Origin of the sequence: Paraburkholderia tropica (assembly GCF_900109265.1) — a bacterium.
Classification (GTDB): Bacteria; Pseudomonadota; Gammaproteobacteria; order Burkholderiales; family Burkholderiaceae; genus Paraburkholderia; species Paraburkholderia tropica.
Map to the genome: position 1 here is coordinate 25,819 of NZ_FNZM01000011.1, position 26,836 is coordinate 52,654.

Consider the following 26,836-nt stretch of genomic DNA (forward strand, 5'->3'; position numbering starts at 1 on the left):
CTGCAAAAATTCCGTGTCCGCGAATTTCTGTCCGGAAGGGTTTTGCAGCCAGGAGCCGCCCATGCAGGTTTTTGTCATTTCATTAAAAGGAAGTCAGTCTGAGAGCAACCGGAAACTCGCGTCGATGCTCGAAAACGAGCGCTTCACGGTGAGCGTGATCGACGCGGTGTATGGCCCGGAACTGAATGCGAAAGATTATTTTTCGGCGATCCAGCATTACCTGAGCTTTCGCAACCGGCTCATCACGCCTTCGGAACTGGGCTGCGCGCTGAGCCATAAAAAAGCCTACGAAGCGCTCTTGCGCACGGGCGAATCGCACGCGCTGATTCTCGAGGACGACGTGATTCTCGACGCCGACGCGTGCGTGAGCATTCGCCAGATCATGGAAAAGATGGGCCAGTTTGACGGCTATCTGCATCTGGGCGGCATGGACGGCCTGCTGCGCAGTTTCGAGCGCGTGGGCGGCACGATCTGCTGCGAGATTCCGCCGGTGTTCCGGGTTCACGACGGCGATCTCGGCCATCTTTATCGCACTGTCGGCTATGTGATTTCGGCGTCGTTCGCGAAGGAAGTCCTGAGCCTGATGGAGCGCGATATCTTCGTGATCGACGATTTCTCGCACGTCCGCAATCATGTTCAGGTCGGCGATTTTTATTTTTCCAGCATCGTTAAGCATCCGACCGATTTGAGCGCTTCAAGCATCCAGAGCGAGCGCACGACGATGGCGACGCGTCCGAAGCCTCCGGGTCTCGCGCGGCAGATCTGGCGCGAGATCGACCTCACGCTGCGCGCGAAGCGGAAAATCGTCAATCAGCTTCGGGCGATCGATGCCGGAAGTTTGCCGAACGAGTAGTGGCGGAATAGCGGTTTGTGCGGCGGCAGGCGTCGGGCTTGAATGTGCCCGGCCTGCCGCCGCTTTGCATTGTGCTTCGCGTTCTGCTTTGCGTTCTGTTGCAGGACGTTTTCCTCGCCGGCCGACCCGCCGTTCGCGCCGCGCGACCTCACTTCCCAGGCTTCATCAAGCCCAGCGGCTTCGCATCGATGCGAACACGCCGAGCACGCGCGCGAACAGCGCCGGTTGCGCACGTGCGCTCCAAGCGAGCGCGACGCCGGTCGTGGCGATCCACATCGTGATCGACGGCAGGCTCAGCGGCGCGAGGACCAGCGTGCCGACGTAGGCGATGCCGATGATCAGCGTCGGCGCGGCAAGCATGCGCAGCGGGCGGATTTCGAGGCGCGCCGCGCGATACAGCAGAAAGCCGTCGATCACGCAGCGCGCGCTCCACGCGAGCGCTGCGCCGAGCACGCCGAAGGTCTGCATCGCCCACCAGAGAAACGCGAAGAACGGCACGAGTTCGTAGATCAGGAGACGCGCGACGATGCCGGGGCGGCCCGTTGCCTGCAGATGGCAGCCCGCGATCAGCGCGAGGCAATTGAACCAGACGCCCACGAGTATCGTTTCGCCGACGGAGTCCGAGCGCGCGGCGAAATCCTGTCCGACCCACAGCGAAAGAAACGGATGCATGAGGAACATGCCGAACACGATCATCGGCGTGAGTGCGGCCAGGAAACCGCGCAGCGTGGTCGCGGAAAGCGCCGTCGCGCTCGTGATTTCGAGCGACGAAAGGCGCGGAAACAGCGTGCGCGCGATCACGTTGGGCAGGAATCGCACGCGCACGGCGAGATTGAACGGCACCTGGTAGTACGCGACCGCCTGCGGCCCGAGAATGTGGCCGATCATGATGCGATCGGCGGTTTCGTGGAGCGCGGAGGTCAGGTTCTGCACGCTCATCCACGCGCCGAACGAAAACAGTTTGGGAATCAGCGCGCGGCGCGGACCCGCGCAAAAGCGCAGCGGAAAGACGCGCCACACCACGATTGCGTAGATGCCGAGCGTGCCGAGCCCCGCGCCCAGCGTGCCGTACACGATGTAGTTCAGGCGCGGGCCCATCACGTACGCCACGATCAGCGGCGTGAGCTGATACATCAGCGTGACGGGAATCTGCACCAGCGTGAGGATGCCGAAGCGCTCGCGCGCGGAAAGCGAGCCGCTGAGCACGCCGATCAGATTCGCGAGCGGCATCAGACACGCCACGAAAGGCAGCGCGGGCTGCAACTCGGCGCGCAGCGCCGGACCGAGATTGAAGTACGGCAGCAGCAGATGCATCGCCACGAACAGCACCGCGCCGCTCGCCACGCCGAGCCCGACGTTGAGGATCAGCGCCGTCCACAGCACGGATTCGCGCTCCTGATGCGTGGCGTCGGCGAGCTGGGCAATGCGATTGGCCGTCGCGGACGACAGCCCCATGTCGAGAAAGCCGAAATAGCCCTGAATCATCCAGACGATGGCCAGCACGCCGTACCGCGCCGTCCCGATGTAGTGCAGATAGATCGGCGTGGTCACTAACGCAATGATCATCGGCAGCAGGCTGCCGATCAGGTTGAACAGGGCGCTGCGTTTCAGGCTGGGTTTGGCGGTCATGGTGTGGTCCGGTGCGTGCATTCGATGCGCCACTTTGGCCGCGCCGCAGCGCGCCGTGACGGACTCGTGACGCGCGCGGACCCGCGCGGCGCTATGACTGCGCCTCTGCGGCGACGCGTGAAGCGCCGTCCGGCTGCGTCCGAATGCGAACGTCCTATTCTGCGCCGGGAGACGGATGGCAGTTTGTGCGTCGGCGCACGGTTGCACGCGGGGCGGACGTGGGACCGCATGTGGGGCCGGACCGTAGCTTTCAGGGACCGCGCGAGCCCGGACTTCGCGTTATGCGCCGAGCCGCGTTTTCAGCCGGTGAAGCAACCTGTAAGGCGTGACGAGATGCAGCGTGTTCTTGGCGAGCCCGGCCCAGTCGCGCCAGTTCAGCACGTTCAGATAACGCGCCTGCAAACGCAAGGTCGAGACGATCTGCCGACGCCGTTTGGTCGCGCTGATGCCGCCTTCGTTCAGCTCGTAATAGAGCCCGAGTTCGGGCAGATTCGCGCAGTCGTAACGCTCCATCAGACGCAGGAACAGATCGAGGTCTTCCGCAGCCGGATACTGCACGCGATAGTTGCCGACGGCGAGCACCGCGTCGACGCGCAGCATCACCGACGGATGCACGAGCGGCGAGCGCAGCATGCGCGTGCGGCGCAGTGCGCGCGCGTCGGCGGGCGGGCGCAGCATGAAGAGCGGCTCGCCCGCGCGATTGACGACCTGCGTCCACGTGCCGAGCGCGGCTAGTTCAGGCTCGGCTTCCATGCGCGCGCGCTGCTTCGCGAGGCGGTGCGGCACGGCCAGATCGCCCGCGTCGATGCGCGCCGCGTAGCGGAAATCGCGCGAGGCCAGCGCCTCGATACCGGCCTGCAAGGCGCGTTCGATGCCGCCGTTTTTTGGCATGCGCAATACTTCGATTTCCATGCCGGGCACCGTCGGCGCGACGATGGGCGGCGTGCTGCCGTCGTCGACGACGAGCGCGTAGATCGGCGCGTCTTCCGCGAACGAGGCGAGCGTGCGCTCGACGTCGGCCTGGCCGTTGTAGGCGGGCATGAGCAGGGCGACATCGGCGAGAGCGCCGGTTCGAGCGCGCGCGGCGGCGGGGGATGGCGTCATGAGGCGGGCAGCGAGGTTCAGGTCAGTTTGAAGCGGATGTAATAGAAGTTCACGCAGGCCGCCGCGAGGTAGCCGCACGCCAACCCGACGAGCGCACCGTACGCGCCGAGGCGCGGGATCGCCACGAGATTCACGGCGAACGCCACCGCGAGCGCGAGCAGCCACTTGGCGAGCAAGACGAACTTCGCCTGATATTTGAGCACCACGAGATTGCCGATCGCCTCGATGCCCGCGGGCACCGAGAGCCACACGGCCCAGCGGAAAATATTCACGGCGCCCGCGTAGTCCGGGCCGAACACGCGATGGATGATGAAGCCCGCGAGCGCGTCGAGCACCAGCGCGCCCGCGATCATGATGACGCCCGTCATCGCGAACAGGCGCACGAGGTTGCGGCGCAACTGCGCGGCCTGCTGCACGCGATAGACGAAGGCGGGCGCGATGGTCTGCGAGAGCATCAGCGCGAGCGTGATCCAGTTTTCGTTGAGCTGCTGCGCGGCCGAATAGCGGCCGAGATCGGCGAACGAAATGGTGCGTTCGAGCATCAGCCGGTCGAGCTTCAGGAACAGATACATGCAGATCAGGCCGAGCCAGAACACCGTGCCCGCCGTCGCGAAATGCTTGAAGAGCGCGCGGTCGACGTGCCAGCCGAGCTTGCCGCCGTGACGCTTGCGGAAATAGAGCACCAGCGCCGCGCCGATCGCCGCCGATTCGAGCGCCCACAGCCAGCCGAAGGTGGCGGGCGCGAACGCCGCGCGCGCGAGCAGAAACACGAGCAGCGCCTTGACGATCGCCGTGCTCATACTCGCGATAAGCTGTGGCTTGCTGTACGTCATGCTCTGCAGCCACGCGTTGATCACGCCGACGAACGGCTCGCGAAACAGCATGGTGACGGCGAGTCCGGCGAGCATCGCGCCGACCATCGGATCGGTCGCGCCGAGCCCGATGCCGATCCACGTGACGACGAGCGCCGCCGCCGACACGCCGATGCGCAGCGCGAACGCGCTGCCGAGCACCGTGCCGACGGCCTCGCGCGGTTTGTTGACGATTGTCGGCACGAGAATTTCGGCGCCGCACACCCAGGTGATGGGCGAGAGCACGAGCAGCAGCGTGTTGGCGTACTGCCATTTGCCAAACACGTCGGGACCGAAATAGCGCGCCAGCACGCCGCTGATCGCGATGGCGACGGCGATCTGCGTGACGCGTTCGAGGCCGAGCCACACGATGTTCGTGAACGCGCGCGTGACGTCGGGGTTGGCGGGGCGCTTGAGGCTCAGCATGCCGGACCGTCCTGACGACGCGGACGCATCGGGCACGCATGGGCATGGCGCTTGCTGGCGCGAGGCGCCAGACCCGGCGCGGATTTTGTCGTCAGGAGGAAACGGCGAGGCATTAAAATGGGTGCATAACCTTCGGCGGTCGCCGAAAAACGGCAATTATAGTTTGTAACGGTTCCGACTTTTCGTAACGCGGGGTCGCGGCAGCCCGCCGAAACGTGTTACGAATAATCCCCCCGACTTTCCATCGCACGGTGAGCCTCATCATGATTTCTCAATCGATTTTCAAGGCCTATGACATTCGCGGCGTGATCGGCAAGACGCTCGATACCGACACGGCACGCGCCATCGGCCAGGCCTTCGGCAGCGAGGTGCGTGCGCAGGGCGGCGACGCGGTGGTGATCGCGCGCGACGGCCGCCTCTCGGGCCCCGACCTGTCCGCCGCGCTCGCCGACGGCCTGCGCTCGGCGGGCGTCGACGTCGTCAACGTGGGCATGGTGCCCACGCCGGTCGGCTACTTCGCGGCGAGCGTGCCGCTCAAGCTCGCCACGGGCGAGCGCAGCATCGACTCGTGCATCGTCGTGACGGGCAGCCACAATCCGCCCGACTACAACGGCTTCAAGATGGTCCTGCGCGGCAAGGCCATTTACGGCGACCAGATCCAGGCGCTCTATCAACGCATCGTCGACAAGCGTTTCGAAAGCGGCGCGGGCACCTATGCCGATTACGATATTCGCGATGAATATATCGACCGCATCGTCGGCGACATCAAGCTGGCGCGTCCGCTGAAGATCGTCGTCGATACCGGCAACGGCGTGGCGGGCGGTCTCGCGCCGCGTCTGTTCAAGGCGCTCGGCTGCGAACTGGTCGAACTGTTCACCGAAGTCGACGGCACCTTCCCGAATCACCATCCGGATCCGGCGCACCCGGAAAACCTCCAGGACGTGATCCGCGCGCTCAAGGAAACCGATGCCGAAGTGGGCTTCGCGTTCGACGGCGACGGCGACCGTCTGGGCGTGGTCACGAAGGACGGCGAGATCATCTATCCGGATCGTCAGCTCATGCTGTTCGCCGAGGAAGTGCTGTCGCGCAATCCGGGCAAGCAGATCATTTACGACGTCAAGTGCACGCGCAACCTGGCGAAGTGGGTGAAGGAAAAGGGCGGCGAGCCGCTGATGTGGAAGACGGGCCACTCGCTCGTGAAGGCGAAGCTGCGTGAAACCGGTGCGCCGCTGGCGGGCGAAATGAGCGGCCACGTGTTCTTCAAGGACCGCTGGTATGGTTTCGACGACGGTTTGTATACGGGCGCGCGTCTGCTTGAAATCCTCGCGCGCGTCGACGATCCGAGCAAGCTGCTCAACGATCTGCCGAACTCGCACGCCACGCCGGAACTGCAACTGAAGCTCGAGGAAGGCGAGAATTTCGCGCTGATCGCGAAGCTGCAGGAGAACGCGACGTTCACGGGCGCCGATGAGGTGATCAAGATCGACGGTCTGCGTGTGGAGTATCCGGATGGGTTCGGCCTCGCGCGTTCGTCGAATACGACGCCGGTCGTCGTGATGCGTTTCGAAGCCGATAACGACGCCGCGCTCGCGCGTATTCAGGCGGATTTCAAGCGCGTGATTCTGGCTGAGAAGCCGGATGCGAAGTTGCCGTTTTGAGTGTTTCAGTGCGTCATTGCAGCGGCCGGGCGCCGCTGCAATGACGCTGTTGGGAGGCATCGTTCTGATTTCGACTCGTTTCGCTTGCCACAACGTGCGCCAACTATTGCGTACGTGTCTTGCCGACATAATCCTCAAACTCAACCGCCGATCGTTGATTCGTGCCGCAGTAGCGTACACAAAATGCGTCTAAAGGCAAGTTGTTCGAGCGCAAAATCGATTGCCGATAGAAGAAGGGGCGACGGCAATACAACAATCAATATTGTTGGCTGGGAAAGTGGCCTTAGGCCTTGCGTATAATCCCCGCGAAATAAGGGGAGGCCATTCAATGGCGACACAAATAATCTCGCGCGCGCGCCGACTGCCGGAAATTCTTATTACCGTTGCAGTTCTGGTTCTGATCTACGCTCGCATGCCCGAGAGGATCATTCATGGTTTTCTGTGGGCTGAAGACGTCACGACGTTCCTGACTCAGGCGTATGACCTCGGCCTGCCTTCCATCGTTACGCCCTACGCTGGGTATCTGCATCTCGTCCCGCGGGTGATTGCTTACCTGTTCTCCCTGATGTTCCCCATTACGAGGGCTCCATGGGCGTTCGCTATCGTTAGCCTGCTCATTACGTGCGCCAGCGCAGCGTGGATCTTTTCGATCGCAAGACGGGTGCTGCCGATTTATGTCGCGGCAATCATGTCGCTCGCGCTTGTGCTGGTGCCGGGCAATGGCGAAATATGGCTGACGATTACCAATCTGCAATGGGTGCTGGCACCGCTGCTGCTCGCGCTCATCTGGGAAGAGTTCTGGTCCGATAGGCCACGCTCAACCGTAAGGACTGTGGCAATCGTCGTGTTTTCGCTCACCGGACCATTCGGTATTTTCTTCACTCCTTTTACGCTGGTTGGCATCGCCAGGCGTCGCAGGGGTTACGGCTATCTTATTCCGGTGGCAATTCAGGCGGCCATGACGGCCCTTTACGGCTTGCCGTTGCCGCCGAATGCACACGCTCCGCTTTCGTACATTCACTACCCATGGTTGCCCGAAGCAGCGCAGCATCTGGTGTACGACATGTTTCTGCTGCCGGGCATTCACCACTGGGCGCTGGCGGCATTTGCGCTTGCAGCCGTCGTGTGTCTGTGCGCATTTTCCGTCCGAGGCTATGCATGCGTGGCGCTTCTCGCGTTGAGCGCGGCGCTGTGGGGAATCGGCGTCGTCAGAACGGGCGTGTGGACGGACAGCGTCGTGGCGTGGTACGGGGCTGGCTCACGATATTTCTACCTTCCCGCTGTGTTTATCGCATGGTCACTCGCGATTGCGACTTCGCGGTCTCGCTACGTGTCGATGCGGCTGGGTGCTGCATTGCTTCTGCTCATGATGCTCCACGTCAGCCACTCGTCATTCCGGGTAACCCGATACCCCGACACCACGTTCACCCGGACGCCGGAAGGCTGGAGAGTCGTCCCACCTCCCGCTAAAGGCTGGGGAAGAGTGATCAAATAGGTCGATCTCTGCGGGGGGGGGGCTCCTGCGCTCGAGTAGCAGCGCGGGGGCATTCAACCTGATATACGACGAGCATTTCAACGGGGTGCGCCGTTGACCGGCAGCATTGGTTTCGGTTGAAACAGTCGATACACGGGGCCACTGCGTCGCCTCGACACTTGCAACAAGGGAAGCCCTAGCCCGGGCGGCATTCGCGATGATCTGGCGCCGTATTCCCCAATCGGCGCCGATCTTCGAAAACACGCACTTTCCCCCCTCAATTCACGCCAGCTCTCGCCCAACCCCGCGGGCGCGCTAAAATTGCGGACCTTTCAACCAGTCCGCCCTTCCTGCCTTGAGCGTGCAAAAGATCCTCATCGTGCGCGTGTCGTCGCTTGGCGACGTCGTCCACAACATGCCCGCCATCGCCGACATCCGGCGGCGGTATCCCGACGCGCAGATCGACTGGCTCGTCGAAGAAAGCTTCCAGTCGCTCGTCGAGCTCGTGCAGGGCGTGCGCCGGCCGATCCCGTTTTCGCTGCGGCGCTGGCGCAAGCGCCTGCTGTCGGGCGCCAACTGGCGCGAGATCGGCGCGTTCCGCCGCGCGCTCGCCGCCGAGAAGTACGACCTCGTGATCGACTGTCAGGGGCTCATCAAGACCGCGTGGGTCGCGAGCTGGGCGCGCGGGCCGCTCGTCGGGCTCGGTAACCGCACGGACGGCGCGGGCTACGAATGGCCGGTGCGCTTCTTCTACGACCGCTCGATCCGCATCGAGCCGCGCACGCACGTCGTCGAGCGCACGCGGCAACTGGTCGCGGCGGCGCTCGATCTGCCTGCGCCGCAGCCCACCGACGAGATCGACTTCGGCCTCGACACCTACCGCGCCGCGCAGGCGCTCGCGGGCGTCGGCCTGAATCTGCCGGTGCCCTACGTGGTGTTCGTGCACGCAACTTCGCGCGCCGACAAGCAATGGCCCGACGCCCACTGGATCGAACTCGGTCAGGCGCTGGTGCGCCGCGGCGCGTCGCTCGTGCTGCCCTGGGGCAGCGACGCCGAGCGCGCGACCAGCGAGCGCCTCGCGCGCGAGTTCGGCGAGGCGGCGATCGTGCCGCCGAAGCTCTCGCTGCCCGCCGTGGTCGGCCTGATCGACGGCGCGGCGGCCACGGTCGGCGTGGACACGGGGCTCGTGCACATCGCGGCGGCGCTGAAGCGGCCGACCGTCGAGTTGTACAATTTCGCGACCGCCTGGCGCACTGGCGGCTATTGGTCGCCGAACGTCGTCAATCTCGGCACCGCCGGGCAGCCGCCCACGCTCGCGCAGGTCAAGAGCGCGCTGGCCGGTTTCGGGCTGCTGTGACGGCCAGGGCACCGGAAGCGCGAAGGGCAATCTCTGACAGACTGCGTCGCATCAAAGCGCGCCGCGCGGCCCGCGGGGTATAAGGAGCGGCGCGCGCGGCAAGGCAACGCCCACCGCGCGCCACCTCGGGCCGGGCCGTGAACGTGCCGACGATATTGTCGATAGCGTCGATCGCGTCGATATCACGCACGCCGCGCACCACGCACAGGCCGGGCAACCAGATCCAATCGCTTGCAGGGGCGACCATGAAAGAATCCCAGATCATCGAAATCACTTCCGCCGACTGGCAAGGCAAGGGCCTCGCGATGCCGCGAGAGACGCTGCTCGATGCCGTCGAGCAGGGCAAGGTGCTGTACTTTCCGAAGCTCGAATTCGCGGTCGAAGGCGGCGAGCGCGCGCTGCTCGATCCGGCCATCGCCGATCCGAAGCGCAAGAACATCAGCCTCGATCCGAACGGCGGCGCGCTGCACGGCGTGCTCGGCGACACCGTCACGCAATCGGCCGTGCGCGCGCTGATCGCGCGTTATCAGGCGTGCGTGCGTTCGCTCGTCGACGGTCTCTTTCCCGAGTACACGGGCAAGCTGCGCGTGGCGCCCACGAGTCTGCGTCTGCATCAGGTGGAAACGCGCGAGACTTCGTGGCGCAAGGACGATTCGCGTCTGCACGTCGATGCGTTCCCGTCGCGCCCGAACTACGGCGAGCGCATCCTGCGCGTCTTCACCAACGTGAATCCGAACGGCGTGCCGCGCGTCTGGCGCGTGGGCGAGCCGTTCGAGGACATGGCCAAACGCTTCCTGCCGAACATCAAGCCGCAGTTTCCGGGCTCGGCGTGGCTACAGAATCTGCTGCACATCACCAAGTCGCCGCGCAGCGAGTACGACCATCTGATGCTCAATCTGCACGACGGCATGAAGGCCGATCTCGACTATCAGAAGTCGAGCCCGCAGCAGACCATCAACTTTCCGCCGGGCAGCGTCTGGGTGTGTTTCTCCGATCACACCTCGCACGCCGTGATGTCCGGCCAGTTCATGATGGAACAGACCTTCTTCCTGCCGGCGAAGGACATGGTGCATCCGGAATGGGCGCCGCTCGGCATTCTCGAACGCCTCAAGGGCAAGGAACTGGTTTGATCTTCGATTCGAGCGTCGATTCGAGCGTCGATTTGAGCGCTGACTTTAACGTCGAGCCGGGCGCGCGGGCTGCGATCGCGGAGGCCCGATGCTGAGGGCGGTTTATCGCGCGGCCTGGTGGCTGATCGCGCCGCTCGCGGTGCTGCGCCTGTTCATCCGCTCGCGTCGCGAGCGCGGCTATCGCGAACACGTTTGCGAGCGTTTCGGTTTTGCGGCCGGCCGTCTGCCCGAGGACGACACGCCGCTGATCTGGGTGCATGCCGTCTCGGTCGGCGAAACGCGCGCGGCGCAGCCGCTCATCGACGCGCTGCTGGCGGCGCGTCCCGACGCGCGCATTCTGCTCACGCACATGACGCCCGGCGGGCGCGCGCAAGGCGAGCAACTGTTCGGCGATCGCGTGCTGCGCTGCTATCTGCCGTACGACATGCCGCACGCGGTGCGGCGTTTTCTGCGCACGTGGCGGCCGTCGCTCGGCCTGGTGATGGAAACTGAGGTGTGGCCCACGCTCATCGACGAATGCAGGCGTGCCGACGTGCCGCTCGTGCTCACGAATGCGCGCATGTCGGCGCGTTCGTTCAAGCGCGCGGCGAAGTTCGGCGCGGGCGCGCGCGAGGTGTTCGGCGGCTTCACGCGCGTGCTCGCGCAAAGCCCGTCGGATGCCGAACGTCTGACCGCGCTCGGCGCGCGCAACGTGGCCGTGCTCGGCAATCTGAAGTTCGATATGGCGAGCCCGCCCGCGCTCGTCGCGCGCGGCCGCGACTGGCGACGCGCGATCGGCGCGCGTCCCGTGTGGGTGGCGGCGAGCACGCGCGAGGGCGAAGAGGAACTGGTGTTGCAGGCGTTCGCGGCGCTCGACGTGCCCGACGCCTTGCTGATTCTCGTGCCGCGTCATCCGCAACGTTTCGACGAAGTCGCGGCGCTGGTCGCGCGCAGGAATCTGAAGCTCGAACGGCGCTCGCAGTGGGCGCCGGCGTCCACCAGTGCCGCGCATGCGGATGTGCCGGCCTTGCCGCAGGACGTGAACGTGCTGCTCGGCGATTCGATGGGCGAGATGGGCGCGTACTACGCGGCCGCCGATGTCGCGTTTATCGGCGGAAGTCTGTTGCCGCTGGGCGGGCAGAATCTGATCGAGGCGTGCGCCGTCGGCACGCCGGTGCTGATCGGCCCGCACGTGTTCAACTTCACGCAGGCGACGGCCGATGCCGTGGCGGCGGGCGGGGCGTTGCAGGTGCAGGATCCGGCCGACCTCGCGCGCGTGTTGCGCGAACTCTTCAAGGACAAGTCGCGCCGCGTGACGATGGGCGCGGCGGCGTCGGCTTTCGCCTCGCGCCATCGCGGCGCGACCGCGCGCACGGTCGACGTGCTCACGACGCTGTTGCCCGAGCGCGCCTCGGCGACGACGCTCGATCTCTGAACGACGCACTCACCCGGTGCTCACCGCGTTCTCACCGCGTTCTCACGATACGCGCCGCCCGGCACGCATCGTGAGCCGCGCGCTCAACCCACCAGCAATCCCTTCTTCTCGATGAAGCCGATCACCTGATCGAGGCCGTCGAGCGCCTTCAGATTGCACATCACGAACGGCCGCTCGCCGCGCATCTTCTGCGCGTCGGAGGCCATGATGTCGAGATTCGCGCCCACGAGCGGCGCGAGATCGGTCTTGTTGATCACCAGCAGATCCGACTTTGTGATGCCGGGGCCGCCCTTGCGCGGAATCTTTTCGCCGCCCGCCACGTCGATCACGTAGATCGTCAGGTCCGACAACTCCGGGCTGAAGGTGGCCGCGAGATTGTCGCCGCCCGACTCGATGAACACGATGTCCGCATCGGGAAAGCGCGTGAGCATCTGGTCGACGGCTTCGAGGTTGATCGACGCATCCTCGCGGATCGCCGTGTGCGGGCAGCCGCCCGTTTCCACGCCCATGATGCGCTCGGCGGGCAGGGCGCCCGCGACGGTCAGCAGGCGCTGATCTTCCTTCGTGTAGATATCGTTGGTGATGGCGACGAGGTCGTAGCGCTCGCGCATCGCCTTGCAGAGCATTTCGAGCAGCGTGGTCTTGCCGGAGCCAACCGGGCCGCCGACGCCGACGCGCAGCGGCGGCAGTTTCTTGGTGCGCTTATTGGACGAATTGTTGGGCGAATTCATGTGTGAGTGCGAACGCGAAGTGGCGCGAAGTGAGGAGAGCGCGGCGCTCAGGAACGAAACAGCCGCGAGTATTGCGATTCATGGCGCGCGCTCAGAATGCCGAGCTGCGGCGCGAACGTGTTGAGCGAGTCGGGCGGCGTGGCGAGCGCGCGCGCCACGGCGTCGGCGATCGCAGGCCGCAGCGCGACGACGATGCGTTGCCCCGCGACCTGGCCGAGCGGCACCGCCTTGAGCGCGGCGGCCGTCTGGTTCTCGACCCAACTGAACGCGTAGGCGGCAAGCGTCGCTTCCGTGGACGCATCGTGCGCGTAAGCCGCGAAGGCGAACGCCGTGGGCTGCGCGACGGGCGTCATGCGATCGAGCGTGGCGCGGCGCGCGGCGTCGCCCCATTCGAGTTGCGCGCAGAGCTGGCGCAGCGACCAGCCCATCTGCGCGGTCTCGCGACGCAGTTCCGCCGATTCGCGGCTCGCGATGAATTCCGCGTTGGCGTCGATCAGCGCTTGCGTGGCAGCGGCGGCGTTATCCGTATCGTGCGCGCGCCAGCGTTCGAGCTGATGCGCGAGGAACGGCAACTCGCCGGGCGCGAGCACGTTGGCGAGGCCGTGGGCGATCCAGTGCGCGGCGTCGTCGGCGGTTTCGACCAGCCTGGCGTCGATCGCCGCTTCGAGTCCCTGCGAATAGCTGAACGCGCCGATCGGCAGCGCCGGCGACGCGAGATGCAGCAGCGCGGTGAGTTCAGCGATGTTCATGGCTGTGGTCGTGCGCGTGGCCGTCGCAATGACCGTGGTCGTGTCCGCATTCGTGGTCATCACCGTGATCGTGCGGATGTTTGTGATCGTGCGAATGATCGTGGCCGTGTGCGTGATCGTGTGCGTGCGAATGGCCGTGATGCTCGTCGTACACGCGCTGCGCGAGCGCATAGTCTTCGGCGAACGTCGCATCGTGACCGTGACGATGCCCGCCGCCATACGCGCCCGACTCGGGCTGGAACGGCAGTTCCGCGCGCTCGACCTGCGCGCCGAGGCGCTTGAGCATGTCTTCGAGCACCGGATCGGCTTCGAGCTTCAGTTCGTCGACGCCCACTTCCACGGGCGTATGGCGATTGCCGAGGTGATACGCCGCGCGCGTGAGCGTGAGGCGGTCGTGCGCGCGCACGCGCAGCACGCTTTGCGCCGCCGCGATCACGCGCACGAGGCCGCCGTCGTCGGCGACCAGCATGTCGCCGTCACGCAGCACCGCGCCGCGCGGCAGCACCACGCCCACGTCCTCGCCCGTGTCGAGCCTGGCCGCGAGGCGGCTCTTGCAGCGCTCGTCGTAGGCGAGCGTGAGGGTGGGCGCGCGCTTGACCAGCACGGGCGCGAGTTTGGCGTTGAGTCGTTTGTCGATCGTGCGCATATCAATACTTCAAACTTCATGAATGCTGTTCGTGAATCCCGAACAGATCAGAACAGAAAATACCGCTGCGCCATCGGCAGCACCGTGGCGGGTTCGCAGGTGAGCAACTGGCCGTCCGCGACCACCTGGTAGGTTTCGGGATCGACGCTGATCGACGGCTGCCATGCATTGTGGATCATGTCGGCCTTCGTCACGCTCCGGCAATTGCGCACCGCGACCACGCGCTTTTGCAGACCATAACGATCGACGATGCCTTTGTCGAGCGAGAGTTGCGAGACGAAGGTGAGCGAGGTCTGCGTGAGCGCGCGTCCGCGCGTGCCGAACATCTCACGATAATGCACGGGCTGCGGCGTCGGAATCGACGCATTCGGGTCGCCCATCTGCGCGAGCGCGATCATGCCGCCCTTGAGAATCAGCGAGGGCTTGATGCCGAAGAAGGCCGGATCCCAGAACACCAGATCGGCCCATTTGCCCGGCTCGATCGATCCCACTTCATGCGCGATGCCGTGCGTGAGCGCCGGATTGATCGTGTACTTCGCCACATAGCGCTTGACGCGGAAGTTGTCGTTGCGCGCGTTGTCCTCGGGCAGCGCGCCGCGTTGCACCTTCATCTTGTGTGCGGTCTGCCACGTGCGGATGATGACTTCGCCCACGCGGCCCATTGCCTGGGAATCCGAAGAAAGCATCGACAGCGCGCCGAGGTCGTGCAGGATGTCTTCGGCAGCGATGGTTTCGCGGCGAATGCGCGATTCGGCGAAAGCAATATCTTCGGCAATCGACGGATCGAGGTGATGGCAGACCATCAGCATGTCGAGGTGTTCGTCGAGCGTGTTGACGGTGTACGGGCGCGTGGGATTGGTCGAGGAGGGCAGCACGTTCGCCTCGCCGCAGACCTTGATGATGTCGGGCGCGTGGCCGCCGCCCGCGCCTTCGGTGTGATACGTGTGGATCGTGCGGCCCTTGAACGCGCCCACGGTCGCTTCCACGAAGCCCGATTCGTTGAGCGTGTCGGTGTGAATCGCCACCTGGGTGTCGGTGTCGTCGGCCACGCTCAGGCAGTTGTCGATGGCCGCGGGCGTCGAGCCCCAGTCCTCGTGCAGCTTCAGGCCGATCGCGCCGGCCGCGATCTGTTCCTCGGCGGGCGCGGGCAGGCTCACGTTGCCCTTGCCGAGAAAGCCGAGGTTGATCGGCCAGCCGTCGGCGGCCTGGAGCATGCGTTCCATGTGCCACGGGCCCGGCGTGCAGGTGGTGGCGTTGGTGCCCGTCGCCGGGCCGGTGCCGCCGCCGAGCATCGTCGTCACGCCGCTCGCGAGCGCCTCGTCGATCTGCTGCGGGCTGATGAAGTGGATGTGCGTGTCGATGCCGCCCGCCGTGACGATCTGGCCTTCGCCCGCGATCACTTCGGTCGAGGCGCCGATGGGAATCGTCACGCCCGGCTGCACGTCCGGATTGCCCGCCTTGCCGATGCGCCAGACGCGCCCGTCCTTGATGCCGATGTCGGCCTTCACGATGCCCCAGTGATCGATGATCACGGCGTTGGTCACGACCGTATCGGCGACTTCGGCGTGCAGGCGCTGCGACTGGCCCATGCCGTCGCGGATCACCTTGCCGCCGCCGAACTTCACTTCGTCGCCGTAGACGGTGTAGTCGCGCTCGATCTCGATGAGCAGTTCGGTGTCGGCGAGACGCACGCGGTCGCCGGTCGTGGGGCCGAACATCTCCGCGTAGGCGCGGCGGCCGATCTTCAATGTCATATCGGATTCCTGATGAATTCGGGGCGTGACGCGCCGCTCAGAGCGGGCCCATCACCTTGCCGTTGAAGCCATAGACCGCGCGCTCGCCCGCGAGCGCGACGAGTTCGACGGTGCGCTCCTGGCCGGGCTCGAAGCGCACGGCCGTGCCCGCCGCGATGTTCAGCCGGAAGCCGCGCGTGACCTCGCGCTCGAACACGAGCGCTTCGTTCACTTCGTAGAAGTGGTAGTGCGAGCCGATCTGCACCGGGCGGTCGCCCGTGTTCGCGACCGTCACGCTGAGCGTCTCGCGGCCCGCGTTGAGTTCGATTTCGCCGTCGTCGATCAGCATTTCGCCGGGGATCATGGGCGCGTCCTTCAGGGAATCGGATGGTGGACGGTGACGAGCTTGGTGCCGTCGGGGAAGGTCGCTTCGACCTGAATGTCGGGGATCATTTCGGGCACGCCGTCCATCACGTCGTCGCGCGTGAGCAGCGTGGTGCCGTAGTGCATGACCTCGGCGACGGTCTTGCCGTCGCGGGCGGCTTCCATCAGCGCGGCGCTGATGAACGCCACCGCTTCCGGATAGTTGAGCTTGAGGCCGCGCGCGCGGCGCCGTTCGGCGAGCAGCGCGGCGGTGAAGATCAGGAGCTTGTCTTTCTCGCGTGGCGTGAGCTTCATCGTTCTGGTTCGGTTGGGGCAAGTCTGGACGCGTGACAGCCGAAGCGGCCAGGCGCGCGGGAAGGGCGCGGACCAGCTTACGGGAGCCAGGTTACGGACAGCTTGCTGCCTCGCGCGCGGCGCGCACGATTCGCTGCAAGCTCACAGCAAGGTGTGTGCCAATGAAGGGGCCAGCGTGGATGCACCATATGCGCGGTGTTCGTGCACCGCGTTGGCGTCTCGATGTCGCGAGTTTGTGCGTGGACGCGCGAACGCGCGCCAGGATGGTGCGACGTTAAGCAGCAGCGATGCGGATCAGGTCGTCCACAGACGCAGCGGCGCGGCCTTCACGCCATGCACGAACGGACGCAGTTGCGTCCAGCATTGCGCGAGCGTGGCTTGCAGCGGCTCCATCGAGCGGCCCACCACGCGCACGAGCAGCACGCCCGGCGCGATGCAGCTCGCGCCCGAGCGCAGCGCGTCGTCGAACGGCAGCGTGGCGGCGAGATCCTGCGCGAGCGCGTCGGTGCACGCGGGGCCGATCGCCCACAGCACGCCGAACGCCGGAAAGCCTGCGAGACCTTGCGGCGCGTCGCGCAGCGGATCGGCGGCGTCGATCAGCGCGCGCTCGAACCAGAGCAACTGTTCCTCGGCCTCGGGCGTGGCCGAGCGCACGACGCGCGTGAGCGCGCGCAGCATGCCCGCCGACCAGCGCTCGCCCGCCGCCTGGCGGCCCAGCTGCGTCGCGTCCCAGCCGATAGCCGTCGCGCCCGCGCCGAGCGTGAGCGCGAAGTCGAGTTCCGCGTGCGCGTGATCGAAGACGAGATTGTTCTGCGGCAGCCAGTCGAGCTTCGCGCCGTCGCCCACGCGCACCTTGATGCGCTGGCGCGCGACGCGGCCGTTCGACTTGTACCACTTGGTCGCGCCCGGCGTGGTGAGCACGGCGTGCGCGCCGTCGCCCACGTTCACGTCGATGTCGAGGCGGTCGCCGCCCGCGATCCCCGCCGGCGGATGCACGATCACCGCATGGCAGATCGCGTCGCCTTCGGGATAGAGCGGACGTTGCACGCGCAGCGGTCCCACATGCAGACGATGCGTGAGCGCCGTGCGCGCCTTTTGAAGTTCGAAACCGAGTTCGAGCTTCGCGGCCCATTCGGGTTGCGCGACCTGGCGCAGCGTGGTGTTGGCGAGCGCGGCGTGATCTTCGTGAAGCGACATGCGGATTTCGTGCGGACCAGTGCGGAAGTTGGCGTGGAGGATAGCACGCGGGGCCGCGCGTTCCGCCCGGTCCAAAATCCGCGCGATCTCGCCGCTGGATTTCCCGCTCAAACGGCGATCAGCTCGCGCACGCCGTCCGCATCCATCTGCGCGCCCGCGCCGCCCGCGACGATTTCGCCGCGGCTCATCACCCAGTAACGGTCGGCGATGGCCTTCGCGAAGTCGTAATACTGCTCGACCAGCAGCACGGTGAGATTCATCTCCTCGACGAGCCTGCGCAGCGTGCGCCCGATCTCCTGAATGATCGACGGCTGAATGCCTTCGGTCGGTTCGTCGAGTATCAGCAACTGCGGTTCGCTCATCAGCGCGCGGCCGATGGCGAGCTGCTGCTGCTGGCCGCCCGAGAGATCGCCGCCGCGCCGTGACTTCATGTCCTTGAGCACGGGAAAGAGCGTGTAGATGTGCTCGGGCACGCCCTTGGGCATGCGCTTCTTGCTCGCCGCGCCCACCAGCAGATTCTCCTCGACCGTGAGACGCGGAAAGATATCGCGCCCTTGCGGCACGTACGCGAGGCCGTGCGCCACGCGCGCGTGCGTGGGCATTTTCGTGAGCGCGGTGTCGCGCCACGCGATGCTGCCGTTCTTCGTCGGCACCACGCCCATCAGGCAGCGCAGCAGCGTGGTCTTGCCCACGCCGTTGCGGCCGAGCAGCACCGTGAGTTCGCCTTCGGGCACCGTCATCGAGACGTTGCGCAGGATGTGGCTGCCGCCGTAATACTGGTTCAGCGATTCGATTGTGAGCATGTCGATGCCTTGTCGAGGCTTTGTCGATCCCTTCTCGGGCCGGTTGGGAGAGGCTCAGCGGCCCAGATACGATTCGATCACCGTTTCGTCGCGCTTGACCTCGTCGAGCGTGCCGTGCGCGAGCACGCGGCCTTCGGCCATCACGGTCACGCGTCCGGTCGCGCCCGCGAGCGCCGCGACGAACTCCATGTCGTGCTCGACCACCATCATCGAGCAACTGCCGCGCAGTCGATTGAGCAGTGCGGCGAGTTCCATCGTCTCGTCGTCGGTCATGCCCGCGGCGGGTTCGTCGAGCAGCAGCAACTGCGGCTTCTGCATCAGCAGCATGCCGATTTCGAGCCGCTGCTTCTGCCCGTGCGAGAGCTCGCCCGCGAGCCGGCGCGCGTCGCTTTCGAGGCGGATCGTTTCGAGCGTCTGCTCGATCTTCGCCTGCGCGTCGCGCCCGAGCCGCGCACGCAGCGTGGCGAACCAGCCCTTGTCGGCCTTCATCGCGAGTTCGAGGTTTTCCCACACGGGATGCTGCTCGAACACGGTCGGCTTCTGGAACTTGCGGCCGATGCCCACGCGCGCGATGGCCGGTTCGTTCATGCGCGTGAGGTCGAGCGTCTGGCCGAGAAACACCTTGCCCGAATCGGGCGAGGTCTTGCCGGTGATGACGTCCATCATCGTGGTCTTGCCCGCGCCGTTCGGACCGATCACGCAGCGCAATTCGCCCGCGTCGATCTCGAGCGAGAGCTTGTTGAGCGCGCGAAAGCCGTCGAAGCTCACGGTCACGTCTTCGAGATACAGAATCGTGCCGTGCGAGGTGTCGATCACGCCGGGCTCGACCACGTGACCCATGTCGGCGACGCCCGAGAGCGTGAGGCCTTCCTCGTCGAACGGATTGTGATTGAGCGGATCGTTGAGCAGGATGTGTCCGTTCATGAGCGCTTGCCTCCTGCCGCGAGCTTCATGCGCCGCACGGCGAGTTCGATGAGGCCCATGATGCCGTTGGGCAGCAACAGCGGCACGAGCACGAAAATGAGGCCGAGGAAGAACAGCCAGTATTCGGCGAAATAAGCGGTGAAGAAGCTCTTTGCGCCGTTCACCGCGAACGCGCCGATGATCGGGCCGATCAGCGTGCCGCGTCCGCCCACGGCCACCCAGATCGCCATTTCGATCGAGTTGCCCGGCGACATTTCGCTCGGATTGATGATGCCGACCTGCGGCACGTAGAGCGCGCCCGCGATGCCGCAGAGCATCGCCGACACGGTCCAGATGAACAGCTTGTAGCCGAGCGGGCTGTAGCCGAGGAACATCAGGCGCGTTTCGCCGTCGCGCACGGCGGTGACCACGCGTCCGAGCTTCGAGGTGACGATCGCGCGCGCCGCGAGAAACGCGAGCACGAGCGTGGCGAAGGTCAGCAGGAACAGCACCGTGCGCGTGCCCGGATGCGTGATCGGCATGCCGGCGATGCGCTTGAAATCGGTGAAGCCGTTATTGCCGCCGAAGCCGGTCTCGTTGCGATAGAACAGCAGCATCGCCGCGAAGGTCATGGCCTGCGTGATGATCGACAGATACACACCCTTCACGCGCGAGCGGAACGTGAAGAAGCCGAACACCCACGCGACCACGGCGGGCACGAGCACGACGAGCAGCAGCGCGTAGCCGAGATGCTGCGTGCCGCTCCAGTACCACGGCAGGCTGTGCCAGTCGAGAAACACCATGAAGTCGGGCAGATCGCTGCCGTACTTGCCGTCGTGGCCGATCTGGCGCATCAGGTACATGCCGATGGCGTAGCCGCCCAGCGCGAAGAACAGGCCGTGGCCGAGGCTCAGGATGCCGCAGTAGCCCCAGACGAGATCGAGCGCCAGCGCGGCGATCGCGTAGCACATGAGCTTGCCCGCGAGCGTCATCGTGTAGGCGGAGAGATGCAGCGCGCTCGTTTGCGGCAGCACCAGCGCGCACAGCGGCACGCCCACGCCCATCGCGATGATCAGCGCGATGAGCGCGAGCCACGCGCGCCGCGAGAGCAGGGCGGGGCGCGCGGGCAGGCCGAGCGCGAAGGTGTCGGCGTTGCCGTCGTGCGGCGCGAGCGCCGAACGCGGCGAAGTGGAGGTGGCGGTCGTCATGGTCAAACCTCCGCGCTGCGGCCCTTGAGGGCGAACAGGCCCTGCGGACGCTTCTGGATGAACAGCACGATCAGCACGAGCACGGCGATCTTCGCGAGCACCGCGCCCCAGAACGGCTCGATGGCCTTCGAGACGAGCCCGAGCCCGAAGCCGCCGATCACGGTGCCGGCGATCTGGCCCACGCCGCCGAGCACCACGGCCATGAACGAATCGATGATGTAGCTCTGGCCGAGGTCCGGACCGACATTGCCGATCTGCGAGAGCGCGCAGCCGCCGAGTCCGGCGATGCCCGCACCGAACGCGAACGCCCATGCATCGACGCGCGCGGTGCGCACGCCCACGCACGCGGCCATGCGGCGATTCTGCGTGACGGCGCGCACGAACAGGCCGAGGCGCGTTTTCGTCAGCACGGTCCATGCGATGCCGACCACGATCAGTGCGAAGGCGAGAATCGCGAGGCGGTTGTACGGCAGGATCAGGTTCTGCATCACGGTCACGCCGCCGCTCATCCACGCGGGGTTTTCGACCTGCACGTTCTGCGCGCCGAAGATCATGCGCGTGGCCTGAATCAGGATCAGGCTGATGCCGAAGGTGGTGAGCAGCGTTTCGAGCGGGCGGCCATACAGATGGCGGATCACGAGGCGCTCGATCACTGCGCCCACGAGCGCGGCGGCGACGAACGAGGCCGGAATCGCCAGCAGCGGATACCAGTCGAACGCGCCCGGCGCATAGCGCTGGAACAGCGTCTGCACGACATAGGTGGCGTACGCGCCGATCATCAGAAACTCGCCGTGCGCCATGTTGATCACGCCGATCAGACCGTACGTGATCGCGAGGCCGAGCGCCGCGAGCAGCAGCACGCTGCCAAGCGAGAGACCCGCGAACAGCGTGCCCGCGATTTCGCTGCGGCGCTGGATCGAGTCGAGCGCGTCGATGCCTTGCTGCGCGACGGCGCGCACATCGGCGTCGGGTTCGTTGAATGCGCCGCTCGCGTTCTTCGCGACGAGCGGGCGCAGCAGTTCGTACATGTCGAGATCGTGGCGCGCCGCGACGAGCCTGGTCGCTTCGAGGCGCGTGGCCGCGTTCGGGTCGCGCAGCGCGGTCATCGCCCAGAGCGTGTCGAGGCGGCGCTTGAGCGCGGCGTCGGTTTCCTTCGCGCGGGCGGCGTCGATCATCGGCTTCATCGACGGATCGGGATTCTTCAGCAGCTCGGCGATGGCCGCGCGGCGCGTTGCCAGATCGGGCGACGCGAGTTGCAGGCCCGAGACCGCGCCGGCCACTTTCGAGCGCAGCAGATTGTTCAGCGTGATGGGCTGCGCACTCGACGCGACGTCGGCGGCGACCGGTTTGCCGGTGGCGGCGTCGCGCGCGGCGTCGCCGTCGGTGACGAGCACTTCGCCGGCGTCGGTGGCGCTCACGTTGTCCTCGGCGAGCGCCTTGAGCAGCGCGAGCGAGGCGGCGTCGTGGAGGGCAATGAGTTTGTCGACGGCGGCGGACTTGGCGTCGAAGTCGTCGCCGCCGAGCGGGGCGACGTCGGCGGCTTCAAGCGCGTGCGCGGCGGTCGTGAAGGTGGCGAACAGCGTCATGCACAGCGTGACGCTGGCAATCGCGCGCCGCAAGCCCAGGCGGGCGTACCTCGGGAATGAGAGAGCCATGATGAGGTCTTTATGATGCGGGCCGCCGCGTCGCGCAAACGCGGGCGCAAGCGGCGGCCCGTGGGCAGAACGCGCGCGGCGCTCAGAGTGCGCCGCGCGTGGCTTGCATGACGTGCATGGCGCGCAGGATGGCCGTGCGATCGCGACGATCAGGCCGTGCGCGAACGGCGCAGGAAGTTCGGCAACACGTCCTGCGTGACCACGTCCGGCTTGCCTTCGTTGCCGGCGATATACGGGCTCCACGGCTGCGCGCGGATCGCGGTCTTGGTGCGCCACACGACGTTGAACTGACCGTCGCCGCGAATCTCGCCGATCATCACCGGCTTGTGCAGGTGATGGTTGCCGTCCATCGTCAGCGTGAAGCCCGAGGGCGCCGCCACGGTCTGGCCGATCATCGCCGTGCGCACCTTGTCGACGTCGGTGCTCTTCGCTTTTTCGACAGCCTGCTTCCACATGTGGATGCCGACGAAGGTCGCTTCCATCGGATCGTTGGTGACGCGCTTGCTGCCGCCCGGCAGATTGTTCGCCTTCACCCACGCCTCGAACTGCTCCTTGAACTTCGTGTTCTGCGCGCCCTTCACCGACATGAAGTAATTCCACGCCGCGAGGTGGCCGACGAGCGGCTTGGTGTCGATGCCGCGCAGTTCTTCCTCGCCCACCGAGAACGCGACCACGGGCACGTCGGTCGCCTTGATGCCCTGGTTGCCGAGTTCCTTGTAGAACGGCACGTTCGAGTCGCCGTTGATGGTCGAGACGACGGTGGTCTTGCCGCCCTGCGAGAAGGTCTTGATGTTCGCGACGATGGTCTGATAGTCGCTATGACCGAACGGCGTGTAGACCTCCTGAATATCGGCGTCCTGCACGCCCTTCGAGTGCAGGAAGGCGCGCAGGATCTTGTTGGTCGTGCGCGGATACACATAGTCGGTGCCGAGCAGGAAGAAACGCTTCGCGCCGCCGCCTTCCGCGCTCATCAGATATTCCACGGCCGGAAGCGCCTGCTGGTTCGGCGCGGCGCCCGTGTAGAACACGTTGCGCGACATTTCCTCGCCTTCGTACTGCACCGGGTAGTAGAGCAGGCCGTTCAGCTCCTCGAACACCGGCAGCACCGACTTGCGCGACACCGAGGTCCAGCAGCCGAACACGCACGCGACCTTGTCCTGCGTGAGCAGCTGGCGGGCCTTCTCCGCGAACAGCGGCCAGTTCGATGCGGGGTCCACGACCACGGGCTGAATCTGACGCCCCATCACGCCGCCGTTCTTGTTGATGTCGGCGATCGTCATCAATGCGGTGTCCTTGAGCGACGTCTCCGAGATCGCCATCGTGCCCGAGAGCGAATGCAGGATGCCGACCTTGATCGGCCCGCTGCCCGTGTCGGCATGCGCGAACGGCACGCGCCCCGCTACGGCGAGCGCGCCCGACATCGTCCCGAGTTTCAACAGACTGCGACGTTTCATGTAGATGCCCCTATGGGTGAAGTCGTGGGTCTCGGCGCGTCTGATTACGCGCCCCCGTTGGTGTGTCCAGCCTTGCGGGGTTGTTACTGCAAAGGCTATGCCAGCGCGCGTGAGAAGCGCGATGCGCGTGCCGTCGACGCGTGCCGAGCGCGGGGCGGGCTTCCGGCGAAGCAAGACGAGACGGACGTACGCGAACGCGACGTGCGGCGGGCGGGCGAATCTGGTGCAGCGGGACGCATGTTCGGGCGCACTGCATCGTTGCAGTGCGCGCGTGCATGAAAGCCGATGATCGTCGCGGTGCATGCGTCGCGCGCAGTGCATGACGATGCGATCAGGTGCATGCGGGGTGCATGCGGCAGGCGGAGAAGTCGGCGCGCGCGCTACATCGTTGTGCAAGCACGCATTCCGATCGAAGTGCGACGAGGCGCTGCACGCATGAATGCGAAGCGCGCAGAAATGCGAAAGGGCGCGGTGTGAACCGCGCCCTTCGACGAAGACATCATCTTGACCGGTGATGGACCGGTCTTGCCGCAATCAGTACGTCGGCACCTTCGGATCGACCTGACGCGACCACGCGTCGATGCCGCCTTGCAGGTTAAACACTTGCGTGTGGCCGCGCGATTCGAGGAACATCGCGACCTGGGCGCTGCGCGCGCCGTGATGGCAGATGCAAACGATCTGCGCGTCGTCGTCGAGTTCTTCGCTGCGCGCGGGGATCTGCGCCATCGGAATCGAGATGCTGCCGTCGATCTTCGCGGTCTCGATTTCCCACGGCTCGCGCACGTCGAGCAGGACGGGCGCCGGGCGCGCGGAGTCGGCGAGCCATTCGGCGAGGGCGGGGGCGGTCAGGATCTGCATGGAAGACTCAGTCGGAGAAAGCGGAGAAAAACGGAAGATAAACGTAACACAGGGACGTAATGCAGGGCGCGGGGCCGCACACGCGGCCCGGCGACCACTTAGAACTTGAAGCGCGACGGCTGCACGGCGTTTTGCAGCGGTTCGACGTAGGTTTCGAACACGCCAGCAATGCGGTACTGCTTCTCGTCCATACGCGTGATGATCTGCATTTCCATGACCGGCGCGCTGCCGACGAACGCCGCCAGACGGCCGCCCACCTTGAGCTGCTCCAGCAGTTCCTGCGGCACGACCGGCAGGCCGCCCGAGACGCAGATCACGTCGTACGGCGCGTTCGCGGCCCAGCCGCGCGCCGCGTCGCCGACCGCGACTTCGGCGTTCAGCACGCCGTTCTTCACGAAGTTGGCGCGCGCGAATTCGGCCAGTTCCGTGTCGATTTCCACCGTCAGCACCTGTTGCGCGCGGTGCGCGAGCAGGGCCGCCATGTAGCCCGAACCGGCGCCGATTTCGAGCACGCTCTCGTGCTTTTTCACCGCGAGTTCCTGCAGCACGCGCGCTTCGACGCGCGGCGCGAGCATGTGCTGACCATTGGGCAGCGGCAGTTCCAGGTCGGCGAACGCGATATCGACATAGGCCGCGGGGACGAAATGCTCACGCTTGACGATCGAGAGCAGATTCAGCACGTCCTGGTCGAGCACTTCCCAGGGGCGAATCTGCTGTTCGATCATGTTGAAACGCGCTTGTTCGATGTTCATGGTGACTCGGCGTTATGGTTCGGTTCGAAGTTCGGGCGATACGTAAGGGGGACTGGCGGTGACTGGCTGTCCTGGCGGCCGCGTGCCGCTGCGGACGCCCCGAAAAACGGTGCCAGGCAATCGCGAGATTGTACCAAAGGCCTTTGCGGCGGCGTCCGCCCGCCGGCAGCGCGGGGCCGGCGCGGGATCAGTATTTGTCCTGGCTTCGTGCGCCTTGAAGTTTCGCCGTTCGCGAACCAAGAATGTAATCGATTACATTGCCGACGCGCCCGCGCGGCCATCTTCGACAGCCTCGACCCTGCCACCGATCGCCTTTTTCATGACGACCACCGCCCAGCCGCACGCCTCACAAGCCGATCCGGCGGCGTCAGCCGAAGCGGACGAGGCCGCGGCGCAGGCCGCCGCCGCCGGCAGCGACGCGCGCGGCGGCTCCATCGCGGCAGTGGCGCGGCGCGTGGGCGTCTCGGTGGCCACGGTGTCGCGTGTGCTCAACGGCCACACCAACGTGCGGCCCGCCACGCGCGCACGCGTGCTCGCCGAGGTCGAGACGAGCGGCTATCGCGTCAACGAGCTGGCGCGCAACCTGCGCACGGCGGAAAGCCGCCTGCTGCTGACGATGGTGCCGGACTTCGGCAATCCGTTTTACGCCGAGATCGTGCGCGGCATCGACAGCGTCGCGCGCCAGCACGGCTATTTCATGCTGCTCTGCGACACGGGCGCCGACGCGGGCCGCGAGCGTAGTTACTTCGACCTGCTGCGCCGCCATCGCGCGGACGGCGCTATCTGCCTCGATCCGGCCACGGTGCAGCAGGCCAACCGCGCCGCCGCGCACGAACCGGCGCTGCCGTGGGTCGCGTGCTGCGAGTTCGATCCGGCCGCGGGCGTGCCTTACGTGGGCATCGACAATTTCGGGGCGGCGCGCGACGCGGTGCGCCATCTGATCGCGCGCGGGCGGCGGCGCATCGCGCTGATCAATTCCGACGATCACTATCTGTATGCGCAGCAGCGCCGCGACGGCTACCTCGCCGCGCTCGCCGAAGCGGGCATCGAGGCGCGCGAAGCGTGGCGCGTGAATCTGAACTGTCTGGATTACGACGCGGGCGCGCAGGCTGCCGCCGCGCTCATGGCGCAACGCGGCGGCGCGCGCGCGGCGAAGCCGGACGCGATTTTCGCGGTTTCGGACACGCTCGCGGTGGGCGTCGTCAATGGTTTGCGCGGCAGCGGCTGGGCGGTGCCCGACGACGTCGCCGTGGTCGGTTTCGACGATATCGCGCTGGCCGCGCAGATCGATCCGCCGCTCACGACCATCGCACAGCCGATGCGCGAACTCGGCGAAACGGCCGCGCGTCTGCTGCTGAAGCGGCTCGCCGATCCGCGCGCGAACGTGCCGGGCGTGCTGTTGCCGCATCGGCTGGTGGTGCGGCGCAGCGCCTGAACGCGCGGGGTCGGCTGAACATGCTGGATCGCAGGACAAACGCTTATTAGCAGTGGAGACCAGCGAGAGAAGGCGGGCAGCGCCGCACGGCAAGTCGACGTGCACGCGGCCCGCCGGACCCCGCGCGAATTGGAGGAG

At 65.9% G+C, this 26,836-nt stretch carries 25 protein-coding genes; 7 read left to right on the forward strand and 18 right to left on the reverse strand.

Annotated features, from left to right (window positions below; all coding sequences use genetic code 11):
• Window positions 1-61 precede the first annotated feature (61 nt).
• Window positions 62-853: a glycosyltransferase family 25 protein gene (locus BMY06_RS19095; protein WP_074984624.1), complete on the forward strand. Its 792-nt coding sequence runs from the start codon at window positions 62-64 to the stop codon at window positions 851-853.
• Window positions 854-1,018: 165 nt separating this feature from the next.
• Here the strand turns inward: BMY06_RS19095 and BMY06_RS19100 are convergent, their stop codons facing one another.
• The 3 genes from BMY06_RS19100 to BMY06_RS19110 all read right to left on the reverse strand — a co-directional run bounded on the left by BMY06_RS19100 (window position 1,019) and on the right by BMY06_RS19110 (window position 4,863).
• Window positions 1,019-2,482: a flippase gene (locus tag BMY06_RS19100; RefSeq protein WP_074984626.1), complete on the reverse strand. Its 1,464-nt coding sequence runs from the start codon at window positions 2,480-2,482 to the stop codon at window positions 1,019-1,021.
• 279 nt (window positions 2,483-2,761) lie between these two features.
• A complete protein-coding gene (locus BMY06_RS19105; protein ID WP_074984627.1) occupies window positions 2,762-3,586 on the reverse strand; it encodes a glycosyltransferase in 825 nt (274 codons plus the stop codon).
• A 17-nt stretch (window positions 3,587-3,603) separates the two neighbouring features.
• Window positions 3,604-4,863, reverse strand: a complete 1,260-nt coding sequence (locus BMY06_RS19110; protein ID WP_074984629.1) for an oligosaccharide flippase family protein — start codon at window positions 4,861-4,863, stop codon at window positions 3,604-3,606.
• A gap of 263 nt (window positions 4,864-5,126) precedes the next feature.
• On the opposite strand from BMY06_RS19110, the gene BMY06_RS19115 reads away from it, so the two are divergent.
• The 3 genes from BMY06_RS19115 (at window position 5,127) to waaC (ending at window position 9,352) form a co-directional block, all read left to right on the forward strand.
• Entirely contained in the window at window positions 5,127-6,521 is a 1,395-nt protein-coding gene (locus BMY06_RS19115) for a phosphomannomutase/phosphoglucomutase (protein ID WP_074984840.1), read from the forward strand.
• Window positions 6,522-6,849: 328 nt separating this feature from the next.
• Window positions 6,850-8,016, forward strand: coding sequence for a hypothetical protein (locus BMY06_RS19120; RefSeq protein ID WP_074984630.1), 1,167 nt, complete (start codon window positions 6,850-6,852; stop codon window positions 8,014-8,016).
• A 340-nt stretch (window positions 8,017-8,356) separates the two neighbouring features.
• Window positions 8,357-9,352, forward strand: coding sequence for a lipopolysaccharide heptosyltransferase I (waaC, locus tag BMY06_RS19125; protein WP_173816900.1), 996 nt, complete (start codon window positions 8,357-8,359; stop codon window positions 9,350-9,352).
• Here the strand turns inward: waaC and BMY06_RS38795 are convergent.
• Window positions 9,318-9,617 (reverse strand): hypothetical protein, encoded by a 300-nt coding sequence (locus BMY06_RS38795; protein ID WP_124262387.1) that lies wholly within the window; start codon window positions 9,615-9,617, stop codon window positions 9,318-9,320. The two genes, waaC and BMY06_RS38795, sit on opposite strands and share 35 nt — an antisense overlap.
• Between BMY06_RS38795 and kdoO the strand changes: the two genes are divergently transcribed.
• Together kdoO and waaA are read left to right on the forward strand one after the other, a co-directional pair.
• Window positions 9,598-10,482, forward strand: coding sequence for a Kdo hydroxylase KdoO (gene kdoO, locus BMY06_RS19130; RefSeq protein WP_074984632.1), 885 nt, complete (start codon window positions 9,598-9,600; stop codon window positions 10,480-10,482). The genes BMY06_RS38795 and kdoO overlap by 20 nt on opposite strands.
• Before the next feature lie 88 nt (window positions 10,483-10,570).
• Window positions 10,571-11,896, forward strand: coding sequence for a lipid IV(A) 3-deoxy-D-manno-octulosonic acid transferase (gene waaA, locus BMY06_RS19135; protein WP_074984633.1), 1,326 nt, complete (start codon window positions 10,571-10,573; stop codon window positions 11,894-11,896).
• Window positions 11,897-11,979: 83 nt separating this feature from the next.
• On the opposite strand, the gene ureG is transcribed toward waaA, so the two are convergent.
• From ureG to BMY06_RS19205, 14 genes are all read right to left on the reverse strand, one after another.
• On the reverse strand, window positions 11,980-12,627 hold the full coding sequence (gene ureG / locus BMY06_RS19140; RefSeq protein ID WP_065057290.1) for an urease accessory protein UreG: 648 nt from the start codon (window positions 12,625-12,627) through the stop codon (window positions 11,980-11,982).
• A 47-nt stretch (window positions 12,628-12,674) separates the two neighbouring features.
• Window positions 12,675-13,376 (reverse strand): urease accessory protein UreF, encoded by a 702-nt coding sequence (locus BMY06_RS19145; RefSeq protein ID WP_074984635.1) that lies wholly within the window; start codon window positions 13,374-13,376, stop codon window positions 12,675-12,677.
• A complete protein-coding gene (gene ureE / locus BMY06_RS19150) occupies window positions 13,363-14,022 on the reverse strand; it encodes an urease accessory protein UreE (RefSeq protein WP_074984636.1) in 660 nt (219 codons plus the stop codon). The genes BMY06_RS19145 and ureE overlap by 14 nt, the downstream gene beginning before the upstream one ends.
• A gap of 47 nt (window positions 14,023-14,069) precedes the next feature.
• Window positions 14,070-15,776 (reverse strand): urease subunit alpha, encoded by a 1,707-nt coding sequence (gene ureC, locus BMY06_RS19155; RefSeq protein WP_065057293.1) that lies wholly within the window; start codon window positions 15,774-15,776, stop codon window positions 14,070-14,072.
• A 37-nt stretch (window positions 15,777-15,813) separates the two neighbouring features.
• The gene (locus BMY06_RS19160) at window positions 15,814-16,119 is read right to left on the reverse strand and encodes an urease subunit beta (RefSeq protein WP_074984638.1); all 306 of its coding nucleotides are present in this window, start codon (window positions 16,117-16,119) and stop codon (window positions 15,814-15,816) included.
• An 11-nt stretch (window positions 16,120-16,130) separates the two neighbouring features.
• Entirely contained in the window at window positions 16,131-16,433 is a 303-nt protein-coding gene (gene ureA, locus BMY06_RS19165; RefSeq protein ID WP_065057295.1) for an urease subunit gamma, read from the reverse strand.
• Window positions 16,434-16,727: 294 nt separating this feature from the next.
• Window positions 16,728-17,630: an urease accessory protein UreD gene (locus BMY06_RS19170; protein WP_074984645.1), complete on the reverse strand. Its 903-nt coding sequence runs from the start codon at window positions 17,628-17,630 to the stop codon at window positions 16,728-16,730.
• A 107-nt stretch (window positions 17,631-17,737) separates the two neighbouring features.
• A complete protein-coding gene (gene urtE, locus BMY06_RS19175) occupies window positions 17,738-18,433 on the reverse strand; it encodes an urea ABC transporter ATP-binding subunit UrtE (RefSeq protein WP_074984646.1) in 696 nt (231 codons plus the stop codon).
• A 54-nt stretch (window positions 18,434-18,487) separates the two neighbouring features.
• On the reverse strand, window positions 18,488-19,273 hold the full coding sequence (gene urtD, locus BMY06_RS19180; RefSeq protein WP_241030491.1) for an urea ABC transporter ATP-binding protein UrtD: 786 nt from the start codon (window positions 19,271-19,273) through the stop codon (window positions 18,488-18,490).
• 80 nt (window positions 19,274-19,353) lie between these two features.
• The gene (gene urtC / locus BMY06_RS19185) at window positions 19,354-20,544 is read right to left on the reverse strand and encodes an urea ABC transporter permease subunit UrtC (protein WP_074984647.1); all 1,191 of its coding nucleotides are present in this window, start codon (window positions 20,542-20,544) and stop codon (window positions 19,354-19,356) included.
• A 2-nt stretch (window positions 20,545-20,546) separates the two neighbouring features.
• Entirely contained in the window at window positions 20,547-22,199 is a 1,653-nt protein-coding gene (gene urtB, locus BMY06_RS19190; protein ID WP_074984648.1) for an urea ABC transporter permease subunit UrtB, read from the reverse strand.
• Window positions 22,200-22,348: 149 nt separating this feature from the next.
• A complete protein-coding gene (urtA, locus tag BMY06_RS19195) occupies window positions 22,349-23,653 on the reverse strand; it encodes an urea ABC transporter substrate-binding protein (RefSeq protein WP_065057300.1) in 1,305 nt (434 codons plus the stop codon).
• A gap of 534 nt (window positions 23,654-24,187) precedes the next feature.
• Window positions 24,188-24,511, reverse strand: coding sequence for a rhodanese-like domain-containing protein (locus BMY06_RS19200; RefSeq protein WP_065057301.1), 324 nt, complete (start codon window positions 24,509-24,511; stop codon window positions 24,188-24,190).
• A 98-nt stretch (window positions 24,512-24,609) separates the two neighbouring features.
• Window positions 24,610-25,263 carry a protein-L-isoaspartate O-methyltransferase family protein gene (locus BMY06_RS19205; protein WP_065057302.1) on the reverse strand — a complete coding sequence of 218 codons (654 nt, stop codon included), beginning with the start codon at window positions 25,261-25,263 and terminating at the stop codon, window positions 24,610-24,612.
• A 319-nt stretch (window positions 25,264-25,582) separates the two neighbouring features.
• Between BMY06_RS19205 and BMY06_RS19210 the strand changes: the two genes are divergently transcribed.
• Window positions 25,583-26,698, forward strand: coding sequence for a LacI family DNA-binding transcriptional regulator (locus tag BMY06_RS19210; protein WP_074984649.1), 1,116 nt, complete (start codon window positions 25,583-25,585; stop codon window positions 26,696-26,698).
• Window positions 26,699-26,836 lie beyond the last annotated feature (138 nt).